The following is a 13,614-nucleotide window of genomic DNA, read 5'->3' on the forward strand; positions in this document are numbered from 1 at the left end:
CGCTACACTGCTGTTCAATTTTCATCACCACTGCGAGCCCACCATGTCCCCTCGTTTTCTCCTGGCGCTGACACCGCTGCTGTTCACCACCATGGCGCATGCCGTGGACTGTGCCAATGCGAACGACCAGGGCACCATGAATCAGTGCGCTGCCGAGCAATACAAAGCGGCTGATAAAGAGCTGAACACGCTTTACCAGCAAATCACCAAACGATTGAAAGACAATCCCGATGCCAAGAAGCTGCTGGTCAGCGCGCAACGCAACTGGGTGGCGTTTCGTGATGCCGAGTGTGAGTTTTCGACCTCTACGGTGTCGGGTGGCAGTGTGTATCCGCTGATCTACAGCCTGTGCAACACCAACCTGACCAAGGCCCGCGTCGAAACCTTCAAACGCTACCTCACGTGTGAGGAAGGCGATATGAGTTGTCCGGTGCCCGAGGCTTGATACTGAGGTGTCCTTGAGGGCCTCTTCGCGGGCAAGTCGGATCGCCGACTTGCCCGCGAAGGCACCCGCTCAGGTACCACGATTACCGAACAAACACCTGCGCCGTGGTAATCGCCATATCCCCACCCGGCATCTTGATGCTGCCAATCCGCTTCAGGCTGTCGGCATCGAAAATCGCCACATCGTTGAACGTCCCGGCCAGGTAGACCTTGCTGCCGTCCTTGTTGAAGGAAATGCAGTAGTAGGAGTGATCGAGCGTCGCTGCCTGCAGCATTTTCTTCTGTTTGATGTCGTACTTGGCCAAGCGATTGAGCACGCCGAACATCAGGTTCGGATCCTTGGGCGAGCGCATGCCGCTGAAGTAGATTTCCGTCAGCGGGCCGAAGTCGGTGGTTTCGGTCTTGCCGGTTTTCAGGTCGATGCTGAACAGCCCGTAGAGGTACTCGGCGGTGGCCGGGTCCTGCTTCTTGTCCTTGAATTTCGCGGCGGTGTAGAGCAGCGAGAAATCATGGCGATAGGTCTGCTGGTTCCACACGTAGAGCACGTCCGGCGCGCTGTAGTTGGCCCGTTTCCAGTGACGGCTGGGGATCAGCACGTCGAATTTTCCGGTGTTCACGTTCACCTTGTAGACGTCAGCCCCCGCCACATACAACGTGCCATCGTCACCGCTCTGCATGATGGTCAACTGCCGTGGTGCCGGGAAACTGCGCACGGGTTTGGCGTCCATGCCGGCGTCGGTCGCGTACACATCGAGACGCGGTTGCTGCACTTCGTAGCGATCATTGAGCATCAACGTCGGGTTGGCGACGGTGTACAGCTCCTTGCCGTCATGACTGAGGGTGAAGGCAAACATCGAGCGTGCTTTCTCCCCCGGTTTCTGCGTGATGCTGGCGTGGAACACCTGCTTGCAGCTGTCCAGCTCGACACCGTAGACATCCGCGTAGTGGTTGTTCAGTACGTAAGCCGTCTTGCGATCCGGCGACAGTTGTACGGTGCCAGGGCCGAAGGCGTCCGGCATTTTGCAGGTCTTGAACAGGCTGTCGGTGGCCAGATCTATGACGTGCAGGTTGTTCGGATAATTGGTGGTCAACATGTACTCGTGACCGGTTTGAAGTGCAGTGTTTTCATCGGCCAGAACGGTGAGCGAGCAGACGCTCAGGACGGCAAACGCGGCGAGGCCGCAAGCTTTAATACGAAGCATGCTGGAATCCTTCATCAGTCCGATCATTTGTCTTTTGGAAAGACAGTGCCGAGGTTGCGCCAGTTTTCGTTGGACGCCTGGGCATCCTTGTTCCAGTCCGGGTAGGTGCTCATCATGTCCGGCACCTGGGCCGGCCACCAGCACGGGTCGGAGCAGCCATAAAGATCGGCCTCCATCGGCTGGCACAGCGACGACACACCACCAAAGGCGTCGATTTCCCAACCCGGGTCGGTGGTCGAGGCGCAGCCGGCGACGGAACTCATCGCCACCACTTCTTCGATACGGTTTTCAGCCGCGGCCTGATCGAGCTTCTGGGCTTTGTTGTTGATTGCCTTGAGATGTTTCATGTCAGTGAGCCTTGCGCGGAGTGATGTAGCTGCTGATAAACGCAGGGTTGTGAGCCATGATCCGGGTGTAGACCTCGATGCCGAAGTCGACCCAGTCACGCATCAGTTCGCAGTAGTGATAGGTCGGATGGGTCGGGTCGCCGTATCGGGCGTAGCTCTCGTGGTAACAGCCGCCGGAGCAGAGATTACGGATCTGGCAGTCCTCGCAACCGGTGTTGGTGCGGTCCAGGCGTTGTGAGAGGAAGTCATTCAACTCAACCTGTTTCACGCCGCTGTGCACATTGCCGAAGGTCGGCAGGCTCGAACCGGTGAAGCGGTGGCACAGGTTCAATTCGCCCTTGTGATCCACCGCCAGCATCTTCAGGCCCGCGCCGCATGGCAGGGCTTTTTTGTGGCCTTCATGGATGTCGGTGATCAACTGGTGCAGGTTGGAAAAACCGATGTTGCGGTGTTCCAGCGCCGCTTCCAGATACCGCCGACCGAGCTTTTTCATGTTGGCGAAGACGTCGATCAACTCGTCGCTGGTGAGGTTGAAACTGCTGATATCGCCCGAAGTCACGGGAGCAAAACCGACCTCGGCAAATCCCAATTCGTTGAACAGGTGATCCCAGATAGTCTCGACGTCGGTGACGCCGGTGGTCAGGGTCACCCGCGCGCCCACCGGACGGCTGTTGTAGCGTGACAGCAGCATCTCGGCCTTGCGCCGCACCACGTCGTAGGTGCCCTGCCCGCCCACGGTGATACGGTTGCGGTCGTGCACGGTTTTCGGCCCGTCGATACTGACCGAGAGCCCGAAGCGATGGGCATTGAGGTAGTCCACGGTTTCTTCGGTGAGCAGCGTGGCGTTGGTGGTCATGACGAATTCGACAAACTTGCCCGCCTCGGCAAAGCGCTTTTCACAGTAGTCGACCATGTACTCGATCAACTTGCGATTGCTCAGCGGTTCACCCCCGAAGAACACTACGGTGAAGCGTTCTTCGTCCGGGGATTCGCGCAGCAGCATTTCCACCGACGCGACTGCGGTTTCGACGTCCATTTTTTTGCCGGCCGACGGCTTGTCGAGGTCTTCCTTGTAGCAGTAGGTGCAGCTCAGATTGCAGCCGGTGTTGACGTTGAGCACCACGGTATTGATCGCGGTGCGCTCGACCCGTTTGGTGCTGATGTCCGGGGTCAGTGGCGAGCCGTCGCTGACCAGCTCCAGCGAGATCAGCTCACGCAAGGTCTCGGTGATTTCTTCGCCGTTGAAGCGTGCGGCCAAGCGCTGGATCAGGTCGTCCGACGAACAGCCGGGACCGCGCAAGGTATCAATGATGGTGCCGGTCAACTCATCGCTGGCGAACAGCGAACTGCTGGGAATGTGAAACAGCATGCGGTCGGCATCGACGTGCACTTCGTGCAGATTACGCTCGACCAGATTCAAGATAGCGCCCATGGCAAACCTCCTGTGCAGACCTCGGTTGCGAGGCCTGCGATCATTCCGAAAAAGTGTCTGAAAGCTTGGGTTTCAGGGCATTCAAGGAATGGGTGGATTGTTCCAGCGTTGCACGGTGACGATCATGTGGCCTTCGCCGGTCAGGGATTTGCCTGCGTCGTCGACGGCGGCGATCACCTTGAGGTTGCCGGCATTGTTGGTGGACATTTTGCGCGCAGGGTTCGGCCCGGCATCTCCCGGGGTGAACACGCCAGCGTCGGCCTGCATGGTGCCGGCGAACTTGACGTCTTCGTCTTCCTTGGCGCGGTCGTCGAAGGCTTCGACTTTCCACTGCGCCGGGAACACGCCGATACGATACGGCTTACCATCAGCGCCCTTGCCCCAGGCTTCAGCATCGAAACGGCCCTGGACTTTCGGCGTCGAACCACCGCCCTCGCCGATCCGCGCCACCGAGAATTCCGGCACCACTTTGACCGATTCGATTTTGCTGTAGACCGACAGGGTTGGGCCTTTCAGGCTGCCAACCGTCACCGCGCGCAGGCCCGGTTGGGCATTGGCGGCGGCCTTGAGTTTGACCTTGATCCGATCCGCGCTTTGCTCGACGACTTCGACCACTTCCACGCCTTTGCCAAAGTTCGGTTTGCCGTTGAGGCCACTGCCGACCAGCGTCACCTCTGTCTCGGCGCCCGCCTTCAGATAACCCGGCTGCACCGCCAGCAAACGCTGGGAGCCCTGTTTGGCGGCGACGAAGTCCAGACCGCGTTCGTCGTGCTCGGCCTCGAACATCCGCCCCTGCATGGCATTGCCTTGGGCGGCGAACACCTGGCGCATGGTCACACCTTCAATGCTCACGTTGCCGCGCCATTCGTAGCCGGTGTAGAGAATCGCGCTGCCGTCGCCGTTGAAGGGCGTGCTGTCGGCGTATTGGCCTTTGACACTGACCTTGAAGGTGTCGCTGCCGTTGGCCGTCACGCTCATCACCCCGGCCAATTCACCTTTACCCGGCAAGTGGCCGCTGAAGCTCCAGTCACCCACCAGCGCGGCGCTTTTCGGCGCGCTGCCCAGCCATTTTTTCCAGGCCGGGTTGTCCAGCGGATAGCGCTTGGCCAACAGCGGCACCATGTCTTTGCGGGCGATATCAAACCAGTCACGATCCCGCGCCAGTGCCTGGTATTCCAGCGACGGCCATTGGCCGAGGTGGAAGTTCACCAACCGCTCCCATTCCTGGGCAGGCCGGCGTTGCAGGGCAACCCGCGCGCCGGAGTGGCAGCGACCGCACATCTGGCTGGTCTGGTCGTCAAATTTCTCGACGGTATTGAGCCGCCGCTCCAGCGCATAACGCACACCATCGGTCTCGCTCGGTGCCAGGCCCTGAGTGTCGGCCAGGTATTTGACGAGTGTCCGGCGGTCGTCATCGCTGATCTGCAAACCGTGCATGGTTTGCATCCGGGCGATGCTCATCAGCCAGCCTTCCGGGGTTTTGCGCTGGTGGCTGATGCGGCTCAGGGCGTTATCGGCTTCGGGGGTGTGACAGCCCTGACAGGTTTCCTTGAGGACGGTCTGGGCGTCGCGGGCTGCCAGGCTATGGGGTGAGTGCAGCGCCATACAGGCGGCTACGGCCAGCAGACTGGCGTTCATGCCTGATCGGAGTTTTCTCTTCATCAACGTCGAACCTCGCACGGTGCTTTCTTATTTTTGTGGCTTATCGTTTTTATGGTTTCTGCCGTCGGCTTTGATCCGCTGACGGAGGCAAGAGAAACGTCTGCGATGAGCAATACACGGAGCGTGCCAGCTTAACGATCACCATAAAAATCAATTAGTTATATGAAAAAACTGGCTATTGAGCGCGTCTGAACGAGATCGCCTGCGTCTAATATCGCGACATCTGTTGCAGTGTGAGACAAGCATAGATGCCCCGACCGGAACACTTCATCGCCCGGCGATTGACGATGCTCCAGTGCAGGCGCGAAATGAGGGTCCACCGATTGCCAGTCAGAGGGTAAGAACATGGCAAGCATAACGGTCCTGGCGGGGGACTTTCTGCAGGGTGATGGAGAGTACAGGGACGGCGTTTTCACGCTCAGGACGTCGCTGCACCCGTGGCCCGGCATCACCCTCCCGCTCTCATTGTTCAAGAGCGTAGAAGTGGCTAATGAGGACTCGATCAACAACATCAAGGATGTCATCGGCTTCGGCGTGGCAGGGGCCATGTTGCTGGGGCCGATCGGCGCGATTGCCGGTTTCATGTTGGCAGGCAAGGAAACCGAGGTAACCTTTCTGGCCACACTCAAGGATGGAAGAAAGTTGCTGGCAGCTGTAGATAGCGACACGTTCGAGGAGATTTCTCAAAAAATCCCGTCATGAAATGACGGACGCACGCCGCACCACCGACGGGTGCGGCGTGACATCGGTTCAGCTGTAGAACGTCGGGTGAACGCCTTTGTGAGCCTCGATTTCCAACCGCATATCAGCCACCAGCGAAGCAATTGCATGGGGGCTGTCCAGTGTCCACACCGGAATGTGAGTGGCCACCAGATCCACTTTGCCGGTCATGCAATCGCAGACCCGAATCGTCAGGGACTGGTCCGCCTCCATGCTGCAGGTGCACACGGCGGGCAGAAAACTTTGCTCGATGATGTTTTGGATTTCCAGGGGTGAAAGGAACATCGCTACCTCCCTCACGCCAGATGGATGCCGGGCAAATGCTCCGTCATTTCACCCTTTAGCCTGAAAATTCTAGTCCTCAATAGCGGACCTCTCAAGACCGTGGCAGGTTGCTCGTCGTCTCATCGGGCTGTCGCGATTTGCGACACCTCCAAGCGAGTCGCCCGCCCTCTCGCATCACTCAACCCCCCGCCGACACTGGGCTATAGCCCCTTCCCGACACTTGGCACAGCCATTGCCAAACATTGAGCAAGCCCCCGTTTTCACGCACAACAAGAGGTCTTGCCATGCCCCTCCCTTATCTGCTTCCCGCCACCTCGGCTTTCATCCAGCGCGCACCGCGCATGCTCATTGGCGGTGACTGGGTCGAGGCCGCCGACGGCCAGACCATGGCCCTGCACAACCCGGCCACCGGCGAGGTGCTGTGCTCGGTGCCACGGGCCACGCCCGAGGATGTCGACCGCGCGGTACTTGCCGCCCGTCAGGCTTTCGACGATTCGTCCTGGACCCGCACTCGCCCTCGGGAGCGGCAAAACCTGCTGTGGAAACTCGCCGATCTGATGCAGCGCGACGCCGAACTGCTGGCGCAACTCGAATGCCTGAACAACGGTAAAAGTGCGGCCGTGGCCCAAGTGATGGACGTGCAGCTGTCCATCGATTTCCTGCGCTACATGGCCGGTTGGGCGACCAAGATCGAAGGCTCCAGCGTTGACGTGTCGCTGCCGCTGATGCCCAACGATCAGTTCCACAGTTTCATCCGTCGCGAAGCGGTGGGCGTGGTCGGCGCCATAGTCGCCTGGAACTTCCCTCTGCTGCTGGCCTGCTGGAAACTCGGCCCGGCCCTGGCCACCGGTTGCACCGTGGTGCTCAAACCCGCCGACGAAACCCCGCTGACCGCACTGAAGCTCGCCGAACTGGTGCTCGAAGCCGGTTACCCCGAGGGCGTGTTCAACGTGGTCACTGGCACCGGTATCACAGCGGGTTCCGCCCTGACCCACAACCCGCTGGTCGACAAACTGACCTTCACCGGTTCCACCGCCGTGGGCAAGCAGATCGGCAAAATCGCCATGGATTCCATGACCCGGGTCACCCTGGAGCTGGGCGGCAAGTCGCCGACCATCGTCATGGCCGATGCCGACCTGAAGACCGCCGCCGCGGGTGCCGCCAGTGCGATTTTCTTCAACCAGGGCCAGGTCTGCTGCGCCGGCTCGCGGCTGTATGTACAGCGCAAGCATTTCGACAATGTGGTCGCGGACATCAGCGACATTGCCAATGCCATGAAGCTGGGCAACGGCCTGGACCCGAGCGTCGAAATGGGCCCGTTGATCTCGGCGCGTCAACAGGAACGGGTTTACCGCTACATCGAAATGGGCCGGGAAAGCGGCGCGACCATCGCCTGTGGCGGCGAGCAATTCGGGCCGGGGTATTTCGTCAAACCGACGGTGATTGTCGATGTCGATCAGCGGCATTCATTGGTGCAGGAGGAAATCTTCGGTCCGGTGCTGGTGGCGATTCCGTTCGATGATGAAGCCGATGCCTTGCGCATGGCCAATGACAGCCCTTATGGCCTTGGGGCGAGCATCTGGTCGAATGATCTGGCGGCGGTGCACCGGATGATTCCGCGAATCAAATCAGGCTCGGTGTGGGTCAACTGCCACAGCGCCCTGGACCCGGCGCTGCCGTTTGGCGGCTACAAGATGTCGGGGGTCGGGCGTGAGATGGGGTATGCGGCGATCGAGCATTACACCGAGTTGAAGTCGGTGTTGATCAAGCTCTGAAACAGCTTTTGTAGGAGCTGGCGAAGCCTGCGATCTTTTGATCCTGAGTACGCTTGAGGCTGCCAAAAGATCGCAGCCTTCGGCAGCTCCTACGGTTTGAACCCCTGAGCCAACAACCAACTGCGAACCATCCTCCCCTGCTCCATCGTCAGCCCGGCCAACACCCGCTCGGCCGGCTCGCTGCGCAACCGCCGCACCAACGGCGCCAGTTCAACCCCTTGCACATGCCAGATCCCCAGCGGCTGATCCGCCGTGATCACCACGTCGGCCTCATCCACAAAACCATCGCGCAACACCGGCGCTCGCTCAATCTTCAGCGAGGAAAAATCTGCCTCGGCATGGGCCACTTGCGCATCCGGCCATTGCCGCCGCGTCTGCCAGAACGGCTGCTCCGGCCAACGCTGCTCATCGGCATAAAAGTCCCGGCCAATACGCGCAAAACGCAAAAACAACTGCTCGACCCGCTGCTGATGAAAACGCTGTGCCAGCAATGCCCGCTCTGGCTTGCGCAACAGCGTGTTGATCACCGTCGGGGCCTGCAATGCCGAAGACAATGATTGAAAGATGCCGTTGCCCGACAGCGGATCCACTGCCATCGCCGCATCGCCGACCCGAATCCAGTGATCGCCGCACACCTGCGACGACAGAATCGCCGTGCTGCTGCGCGCATGCAGCTGCAAATCGGTTTCCGGTCCGCTAGCAAAAAACGCCCGAGCCACCGCCGAACCCTGGCGCCGCTGACGGCAGTAATCGAGCAACAGCGCCTTGCCCGGCAGCTCGGCACTGGCCACGTCCACCGTCCATTGCCAATAGCACTGACCGTCGGCCCGCCGCGCCATCCAGGCCCAACCGTCCTCAAGGCTTTCCACCGCACTGGCGGTGGTGCCCGGCGCACCTTGCCAGCGATTGAGCAAGCTGAGCGTCTCCGGCCCGCGCCAGCCTTTGCCGAGGGCCGGCGCCTGGCGTCCGCGGGCCTCCACCAGAAAATCCGCGACCAGCGCTTCGCGCCCTTCAATGTCGATGCGATGCCCCGAAGCCGACGACTGCACCGTCAGCACCCGGCCTTCGATCAGCTTGACACCGGCCAGCCGCAAATCCTCGCGCAAGCCTCGATCAAAGCTCGGCCGATCCAGTAGAAATTCAACGTTTTGCGCATGCTGCTGACCGTTCCAGGACACCTGCCGTTGGGACGGCACCGTCGCATCCGCCAACGCTTGATGCAGCCCCGCACCGCGCAAGGCATCCAGCACCCGTACGGAAACCCCTTCCAGCGCCGCAAACCGCCGCCACTCACTGACCAGCGTCACGGCGTACCCGAGCCGTCGCAACCCCAGGGCCACCGCCGCCCCCGCTGGCCCAGCGCCAAGAATGACAATCGCAGTCATGCGCCAACACGCCGTTCAGGACCACGATAACGGGCATTCTCCCGTAGCCAATCGCCCACCTGTTCGTTACTCGCCTCGGGGTTTGCAACGAGGAAGCTTGCGATGTGCCCGCTCAATGCCGCACAGCCGAGGCTCGCGCCGGATTGGCCCGGATAGGTGCCGTGAACACACGCGGCGAAGTCCGCTTGGGCGCTGTTGAGCCACGACCATTCCTGCTCGGCGCAACGCGCATCACCGGTGCCCCGCAGCACCTGCGGATAATTGGCCGGAAACACCCCTTCGCCCTGGGCCGGGCTGGATGCACAGAGCAACACGCCTCGCGCCACCGCTGCCGCACAGGCTTCACGCAACAGGCTGCGATCCTGCCGCAAACCGAGGCTCAGGTTGATCAACCGCACATCCTGCGCCACCAGCCAGTCAATCGCGGTGGCGATCTGCAAGGCGCTGGTGACTCCGCGCTGGTCGAACACCTGGGCCACGCAAAAAACTGCCGAAGGCGCCCGTCGGCCGATGGCCTCGATCACTGCGCTGCCGTGGCCAAGCGGGTCATCGCGTAACTCACTCTCCACCAGCCCATCCTCCAGCAGCGAGAACCGTCGACCGGCAACCACTTGCACCCGTTGCGCCGCCGAGTGACCGCTGTCCACCACGCCAATCCGCAACTCAGGCTTCATGCTGCACCGTTTTTGAGGTGAGCACGCCATCCAGCAATTCAAAGCGCAGATCGGCATCGGCCAGGGTCGAGGGACGATGGCTGATCAGAATCCGTGTACGCCCGGCGAACAGTCGGTCGATCGCCTCGATTACTTCGCGCTCGGTAGCTTCGTCCACCGCCGAGGTCGCTTCGTCCAGCACCAGAATCAACGGGTCCTGCAACAGCGCCCGGGCAATGGCGATACGTTGTTTCTGCCCACCGGACAACTGCTGGCCACGTTCGCCCAAAGGGCTGTCGAGGCCTTCAGGCAAAGACTCGATCAGGCTGTCGAGTTGCGCCAGTCGCGCGACTTCGGCGATGGCCTGGCGGCTGGCATCCGGCACGGCGTAGGCCAGGTTGTCGGCGAGGCTACCGCGAAACAAGACGATGTCCTGGCTGACCACGGCAATCCGCCGACGCAACTGGAACAGGTCCAGCTCCCGCAGATCGACCTCACCCAGCAACACCCGACCGGACTGCGGATCGTGGTGCCGCTGCAACAGGTCGATCAGGGTCGATTTACCAACACCGGAGCCGCCGCTCAGGGCGACTTTCAAACCGTAAGGAATGCGCGCCTCGATACCACGCAAGGTCGTCGGGCGGCCGGGATGGCTGAAGTGCACGTCGTCGAAACGCAACTCGCCAGAGGTCGGCATCGGCTGCGGCGCAACCGGCGTGAGGACGGTCGGTTCTTCACCACGCAACTCCATGACCCGCCCGAGGCTGACGGTCATCCGTTGAATCGCGACGTAAAGCCCGAGCAGGCTCTGAACCGGGCCGACGGCCATGCCCAGATAGGTCGAAAACGCGATCAGCGCGCCCAGCTGCCAAGTCCCTTGCACCACCCAGTAACCGCCAATCAAAAACGCGCAGGCCCGCGACAGCGAGGTCAGAGTGCCGGGCACCGCTTGGGTGAAAAACTCGGTGACTTGCAGGCGCAACAACTGGCTCATATACCCTTGGCCCAACCCCTCCAGCCGCCGCGCTTCTCGCTGTTGCTGACCGGCGGACTGAATGAATTTCATCACCGGCAAGGTCTCGACCATGAACGACGACATGTCCGCCGAACGCTCGCGCAACTGCCGCACATCGCGCTCGACCTTGCGCCGCATCCAGCGCAGCCACAGTACGTCGAGCGGAATCAGCACCAGGGCCAGCAGCGAGAGTTTCCACGACAGGGTCACCAGCATCGCCACGGCGACCACCAGGCCAATCACGCTCGACACTGCAGAGAACAGCGAGTCCACGGCAAAGCGCTGAATCTCCGCAACATCGCCATCGAGGCGCGACATCAAATCGCCGATGCGCCGCTGGCCGTAAAAACCCGGCGAGAGCCGCTGCAAATGCCGGTAAAGGTCATCGCGCAGGGCAAACAGAATCCGGCCGGACAGTCGCGTGTGCAGGTAACGATTGATGCCCGACAGCGCCGTGCCCAACAACCCGGCGACGATCATCAACCCGGCGATCAGCACCAGCATTGGAAAGTTGCGTGCCAGCAGGCCGTCGTCGATCAGCAGTTTGGTCAGCCAGGGCTGCACCAGTACCAGCGACGAGGCACAGACCGACAACCCGAGCAGCCCGGCAATCGCCAGCCGATGGGGCCGCACGAAGCTGTACAGCCAGCGCAACGCCGCTTGCAGGGCGGCGGGGTTCTGGCTGTCGATCAGCCGCACGATCAAGCGCTGCATCACGAGCGCAACTGTTTGAGCTTGCGGTACAGGGTCGCGCGGCTGATGCCCAACGCATCGGCGGCGGCCGAGACGTTGCCTTGGTGCGTCTCCAGGGACTGGCGAATCAGCTCCAGTTCATGTTCACGAATACTGCCGCTCTGGGATCGTTCGCCGGCAGTCAATTCGTCGAGCATGCTGTCGGGCAAATGGTCGAGGGTAAGCACGGTTTCTCCCGGCTCGCGCATGGCCAGCGCGGTGCGCAACACCATCTCCAGTTGGCGGATGTTGCCCGGCCAGTGATAGCCGCCGAGCAAGCGACTCAGATCATCATGCAGGACCACCGTCGGCGCATCGAGTCTGGCCAGTAAACGGCCAACCAGGCCGCTGAAGTCATCGCGCTCGCGCAGGGCCGGGAGCATCACGCTGATGCCGTTGACCCGGTAGAACAAGTCCTCGCGGAAGTGTTTGTCTTCCACCAGACGCTTGAGGTCGCGGTGGGTGGCGCAGATCAGTGCGACGTCGATGTCTTGCTCTTCGCCGGCGCCCAGCGGGGCGACTTTGCGGTCCTGCAGCACGCGTAAGAGCCGGGCTTGCAGGGCCAGCGGCATGTCGCCAATTTCGTCGAGAAACAAGGTGCCGCCGTGGGCCTGTTGCAAGCGCCCGATCATGCCGCCACGGCGCGAGCCGGTGAAGGCGCCTTCGCGGTAGCCGAACAGTTCCGACTCGATCAGGCCTTCAGGAATGGCCGCGCAGTTCACCGCAACGAAAGGTTTGTCGCACCGCGCTCCAGCCATGTGCAGCGCCCGGGCAACGACTTCTTTACCGGTACCGGTTTCGCCCAGCAGCAACACTGGCAGTTCATTGGCCAGGCCTTGGCGGGCCATGCGCAGGGCTCGGGCATAACGGCTGTTACTGCCGGCCAGGGATTCAAGATCGGGGTGGGGCTTGGCGGTTTTGGCTGGGGTGCGCGCCGTGCTGCTGACGTTGATCGACCGCTGCGGTGCGCGCAGGGTTTTGTAGAAAAATTCGCCTTTGGCGGTTTGCAAACTGCCGACGCCACCCTGATGCAGACGCGACAACAATTGCAGGCCATCGACACCCAGAAACTCTTCGCAGCGTCGACCGACCAGCGCCGAACGCTCGGCATGCAGCAACTGGCAGGCCTGGGCACTGACGGCGAGAATCTGCCCGCCGAGGCTCACCGCCAACAAGCCCTGCCAAGGGGATTCGAGGTATTGCCGACGGCTGTGGAAGGCCAGCACGATCTGGTCCGGATAACTGGCGTTGAACACGCGACTTTCGATCTGGCTGACGGCCATGGCCAGCAGCGCGGTGCTGTCATGAGCGCGGCCGAGCGGGCCTTCGCGGGTCAGGTCAAGCACGCCGAGGATGTCGCCCTGAGGGCAATAAATCGGCACCGAGGTGCAGGAAAAATCGGTCAGTCGATCGAGATAATGTTCGCCGCAATCGATCATCGTCGGCCGAGCCTCCACCAGTGCGGTGCCCAGCGCATTGGTGCCGCGAGCGGCTTCGCTCCAGCAGGCGCCAAGGGTGATGTCTTGCAGGCCGCTGCCCTTGAGACGGTCGGCACGACCTTCGACGGCGAGGATGGTGGCGTCGGAATTGGCGAGGATGATCAGCCCTTCCTTACCTTGGCGTTCGGCCAGGTAGTCGATGGCCGGCATCGCTGCATCGATCAACAACCGATTGCTCGCCAGCAGCACGTCGAGACTGGCGCTCGATTCCAGCGCCAGCTCATGCTTGGCATTGAAATGCACACCATGGCTGAGGCTGCGCCGCCACGACGCATCGATTTCCGCACGCAACACCCCATCGGGGACGGCGCCTTCGAGATGCAGCTTTTCCCGTGCCAGCCTGGCTTCGCGGTGCAACGTGGGATGGGTTGTTTTTATTAGCGTCATCAAGCGCTCCGGATCGGTCCGCCCCGCGCTTTTTGAAAATCAGCGCCCTGCCGCAATCTTTACGTTAACGTCAGGG

General features: G+C 61.3%; 12 protein-coding genes. 3 read left to right on the forward strand and 9 right to left on the reverse strand.

Features of this window, described 5'->3' with window-relative positions; all coding sequences use genetic code 11:
* The first annotated feature begins 43 nt into the window (after window positions 1-43).
* Window positions 44-445 (forward strand): lysozyme inhibitor LprI family protein, encoded by a 402-nt coding sequence (locus PMI21_RS27400; RefSeq protein ID WP_007933149.1) that lies wholly within the window; start codon window positions 44-46, stop codon window positions 443-445.
* Window positions 446-527: 82 nt separating this feature from the next.
* Here the strand turns inward: PMI21_RS27400 and peaD are convergent, their stop codons facing one another.
* The 4 genes from peaD to peaA all read right to left on the reverse strand — a co-directional run bounded on the left by peaD (window position 528) and on the right by peaA (window position 5,087).
* The gene (peaD, locus tag PMI21_RS27395) at window positions 528-1,646 is read right to left on the reverse strand and encodes a quinohemoprotein amine dehydrogenase subunit beta (protein WP_007933150.1); all 1,119 of its coding nucleotides are present in this window, start codon (window positions 1,644-1,646) and stop codon (window positions 528-530) included.
* 23 nt (window positions 1,647-1,669) lie between these two features.
* Window positions 1,670-1,993, reverse strand: a complete 324-nt coding sequence (qhpC, locus tag PMI21_RS27390) for a quinohemoprotein amine dehydrogenase subunit gamma (protein WP_007933151.1) — start codon at window positions 1,991-1,993, stop codon at window positions 1,670-1,672.
* A 1-nt stretch (window position 1,994) separates the two neighbouring features.
* Entirely contained in the window at window positions 1,995-3,425 is a 1,431-nt protein-coding gene (peaB, locus tag PMI21_RS27385) for a quinohemoprotein amine dehydrogenase maturation protein (protein ID WP_007933152.1), read from the reverse strand.
* 81 nt (window positions 3,426-3,506) lie between these two features.
* Window positions 3,507-5,087, reverse strand: a complete 1,581-nt coding sequence (gene peaA, locus PMI21_RS27380) for a quinohemoprotein amine dehydrogenase subunit alpha (protein WP_007933154.1) — start codon at window positions 5,085-5,087, stop codon at window positions 3,507-3,509.
* A gap of 345 nt (window positions 5,088-5,432) precedes the next feature.
* Here peaA and PMI21_RS27375 point away from each other — a divergent pair, with 345 nt between their 5' ends.
* Window positions 5,433-5,789: a hypothetical protein gene (locus PMI21_RS27375; RefSeq protein WP_007933156.1), complete on the forward strand. Its 357-nt coding sequence runs from the start codon at window positions 5,433-5,435 to the stop codon at window positions 5,787-5,789.
* A gap of 48 nt (window positions 5,790-5,837) precedes the next feature.
* On the opposite strand, the gene PMI21_RS27370 is transcribed toward PMI21_RS27375, so the two are convergent.
* Window positions 5,838-6,092 (reverse strand): DUF1652 domain-containing protein, encoded by a 255-nt coding sequence (locus PMI21_RS27370; protein WP_007933158.1) that lies wholly within the window; start codon window positions 6,090-6,092, stop codon window positions 5,838-5,840.
* A 284-nt stretch (window positions 6,093-6,376) separates the two neighbouring features.
* On the opposite strand from PMI21_RS27370, the gene PMI21_RS27365 reads away from it, so the two are divergent.
* Window positions 6,377-7,867 (forward strand): aldehyde dehydrogenase family protein, encoded by a 1,491-nt coding sequence (locus tag PMI21_RS27365; protein WP_007933160.1) that lies wholly within the window; start codon window positions 6,377-6,379, stop codon window positions 7,865-7,867.
* An 89-nt stretch (window positions 7,868-7,956) separates the two neighbouring features.
* Here PMI21_RS27365 and qhpG read toward each other — a convergent pair whose 3' ends face one another.
* Genes qhpG through PMI21_RS27345 form a run of 4 tightly spaced genes read right to left on the reverse strand, consistent with a single transcriptional unit; the run spans window position 7,957 to window position 13,538 of the window.
* Complete coding sequence (gene qhpG, locus PMI21_RS27360) at window positions 7,957-9,252, reverse strand: flavin-dependent monooxygenase QhpG (protein WP_007933162.1); 1,296 nt, start codon at window positions 9,250-9,252, stop codon at window positions 7,957-7,959.
* Window positions 9,249-9,926 (reverse strand): subtilisin-like serine protease QhpE, encoded by a 678-nt coding sequence (gene qhpE / locus PMI21_RS27355; protein WP_007933163.1) that lies wholly within the window; start codon window positions 9,924-9,926, stop codon window positions 9,249-9,251. The genes qhpG and qhpE overlap by 4 nt, the downstream gene beginning before the upstream one ends.
* Window positions 9,916-11,634, reverse strand: a complete 1,719-nt coding sequence (locus tag PMI21_RS27350) for an ABC transporter ATP-binding protein (RefSeq protein WP_007933166.1) — start codon at window positions 11,632-11,634, stop codon at window positions 9,916-9,918. The genes qhpE and PMI21_RS27350 overlap by 11 nt, the downstream gene beginning before the upstream one ends.
* The gene (locus PMI21_RS27345) at window positions 11,634-13,538 is read right to left on the reverse strand and encodes a sigma-54-dependent Fis family transcriptional regulator (protein WP_007933167.1); all 1,905 of its coding nucleotides are present in this window, start codon (window positions 13,536-13,538) and stop codon (window positions 11,634-11,636) included. Before PMI21_RS27345 ends, PMI21_RS27350 begins: the two co-directional genes overlap by 1 nt.
* Window positions 13,539-13,614 lie beyond the last annotated feature (76 nt).

The organism is Pseudomonas sp. GM18, from assembly GCF_000282195.1.
Classification (GTDB): Bacteria; Pseudomonadota; Gammaproteobacteria; order Pseudomonadales; family Pseudomonadaceae; genus Aquipseudomonas.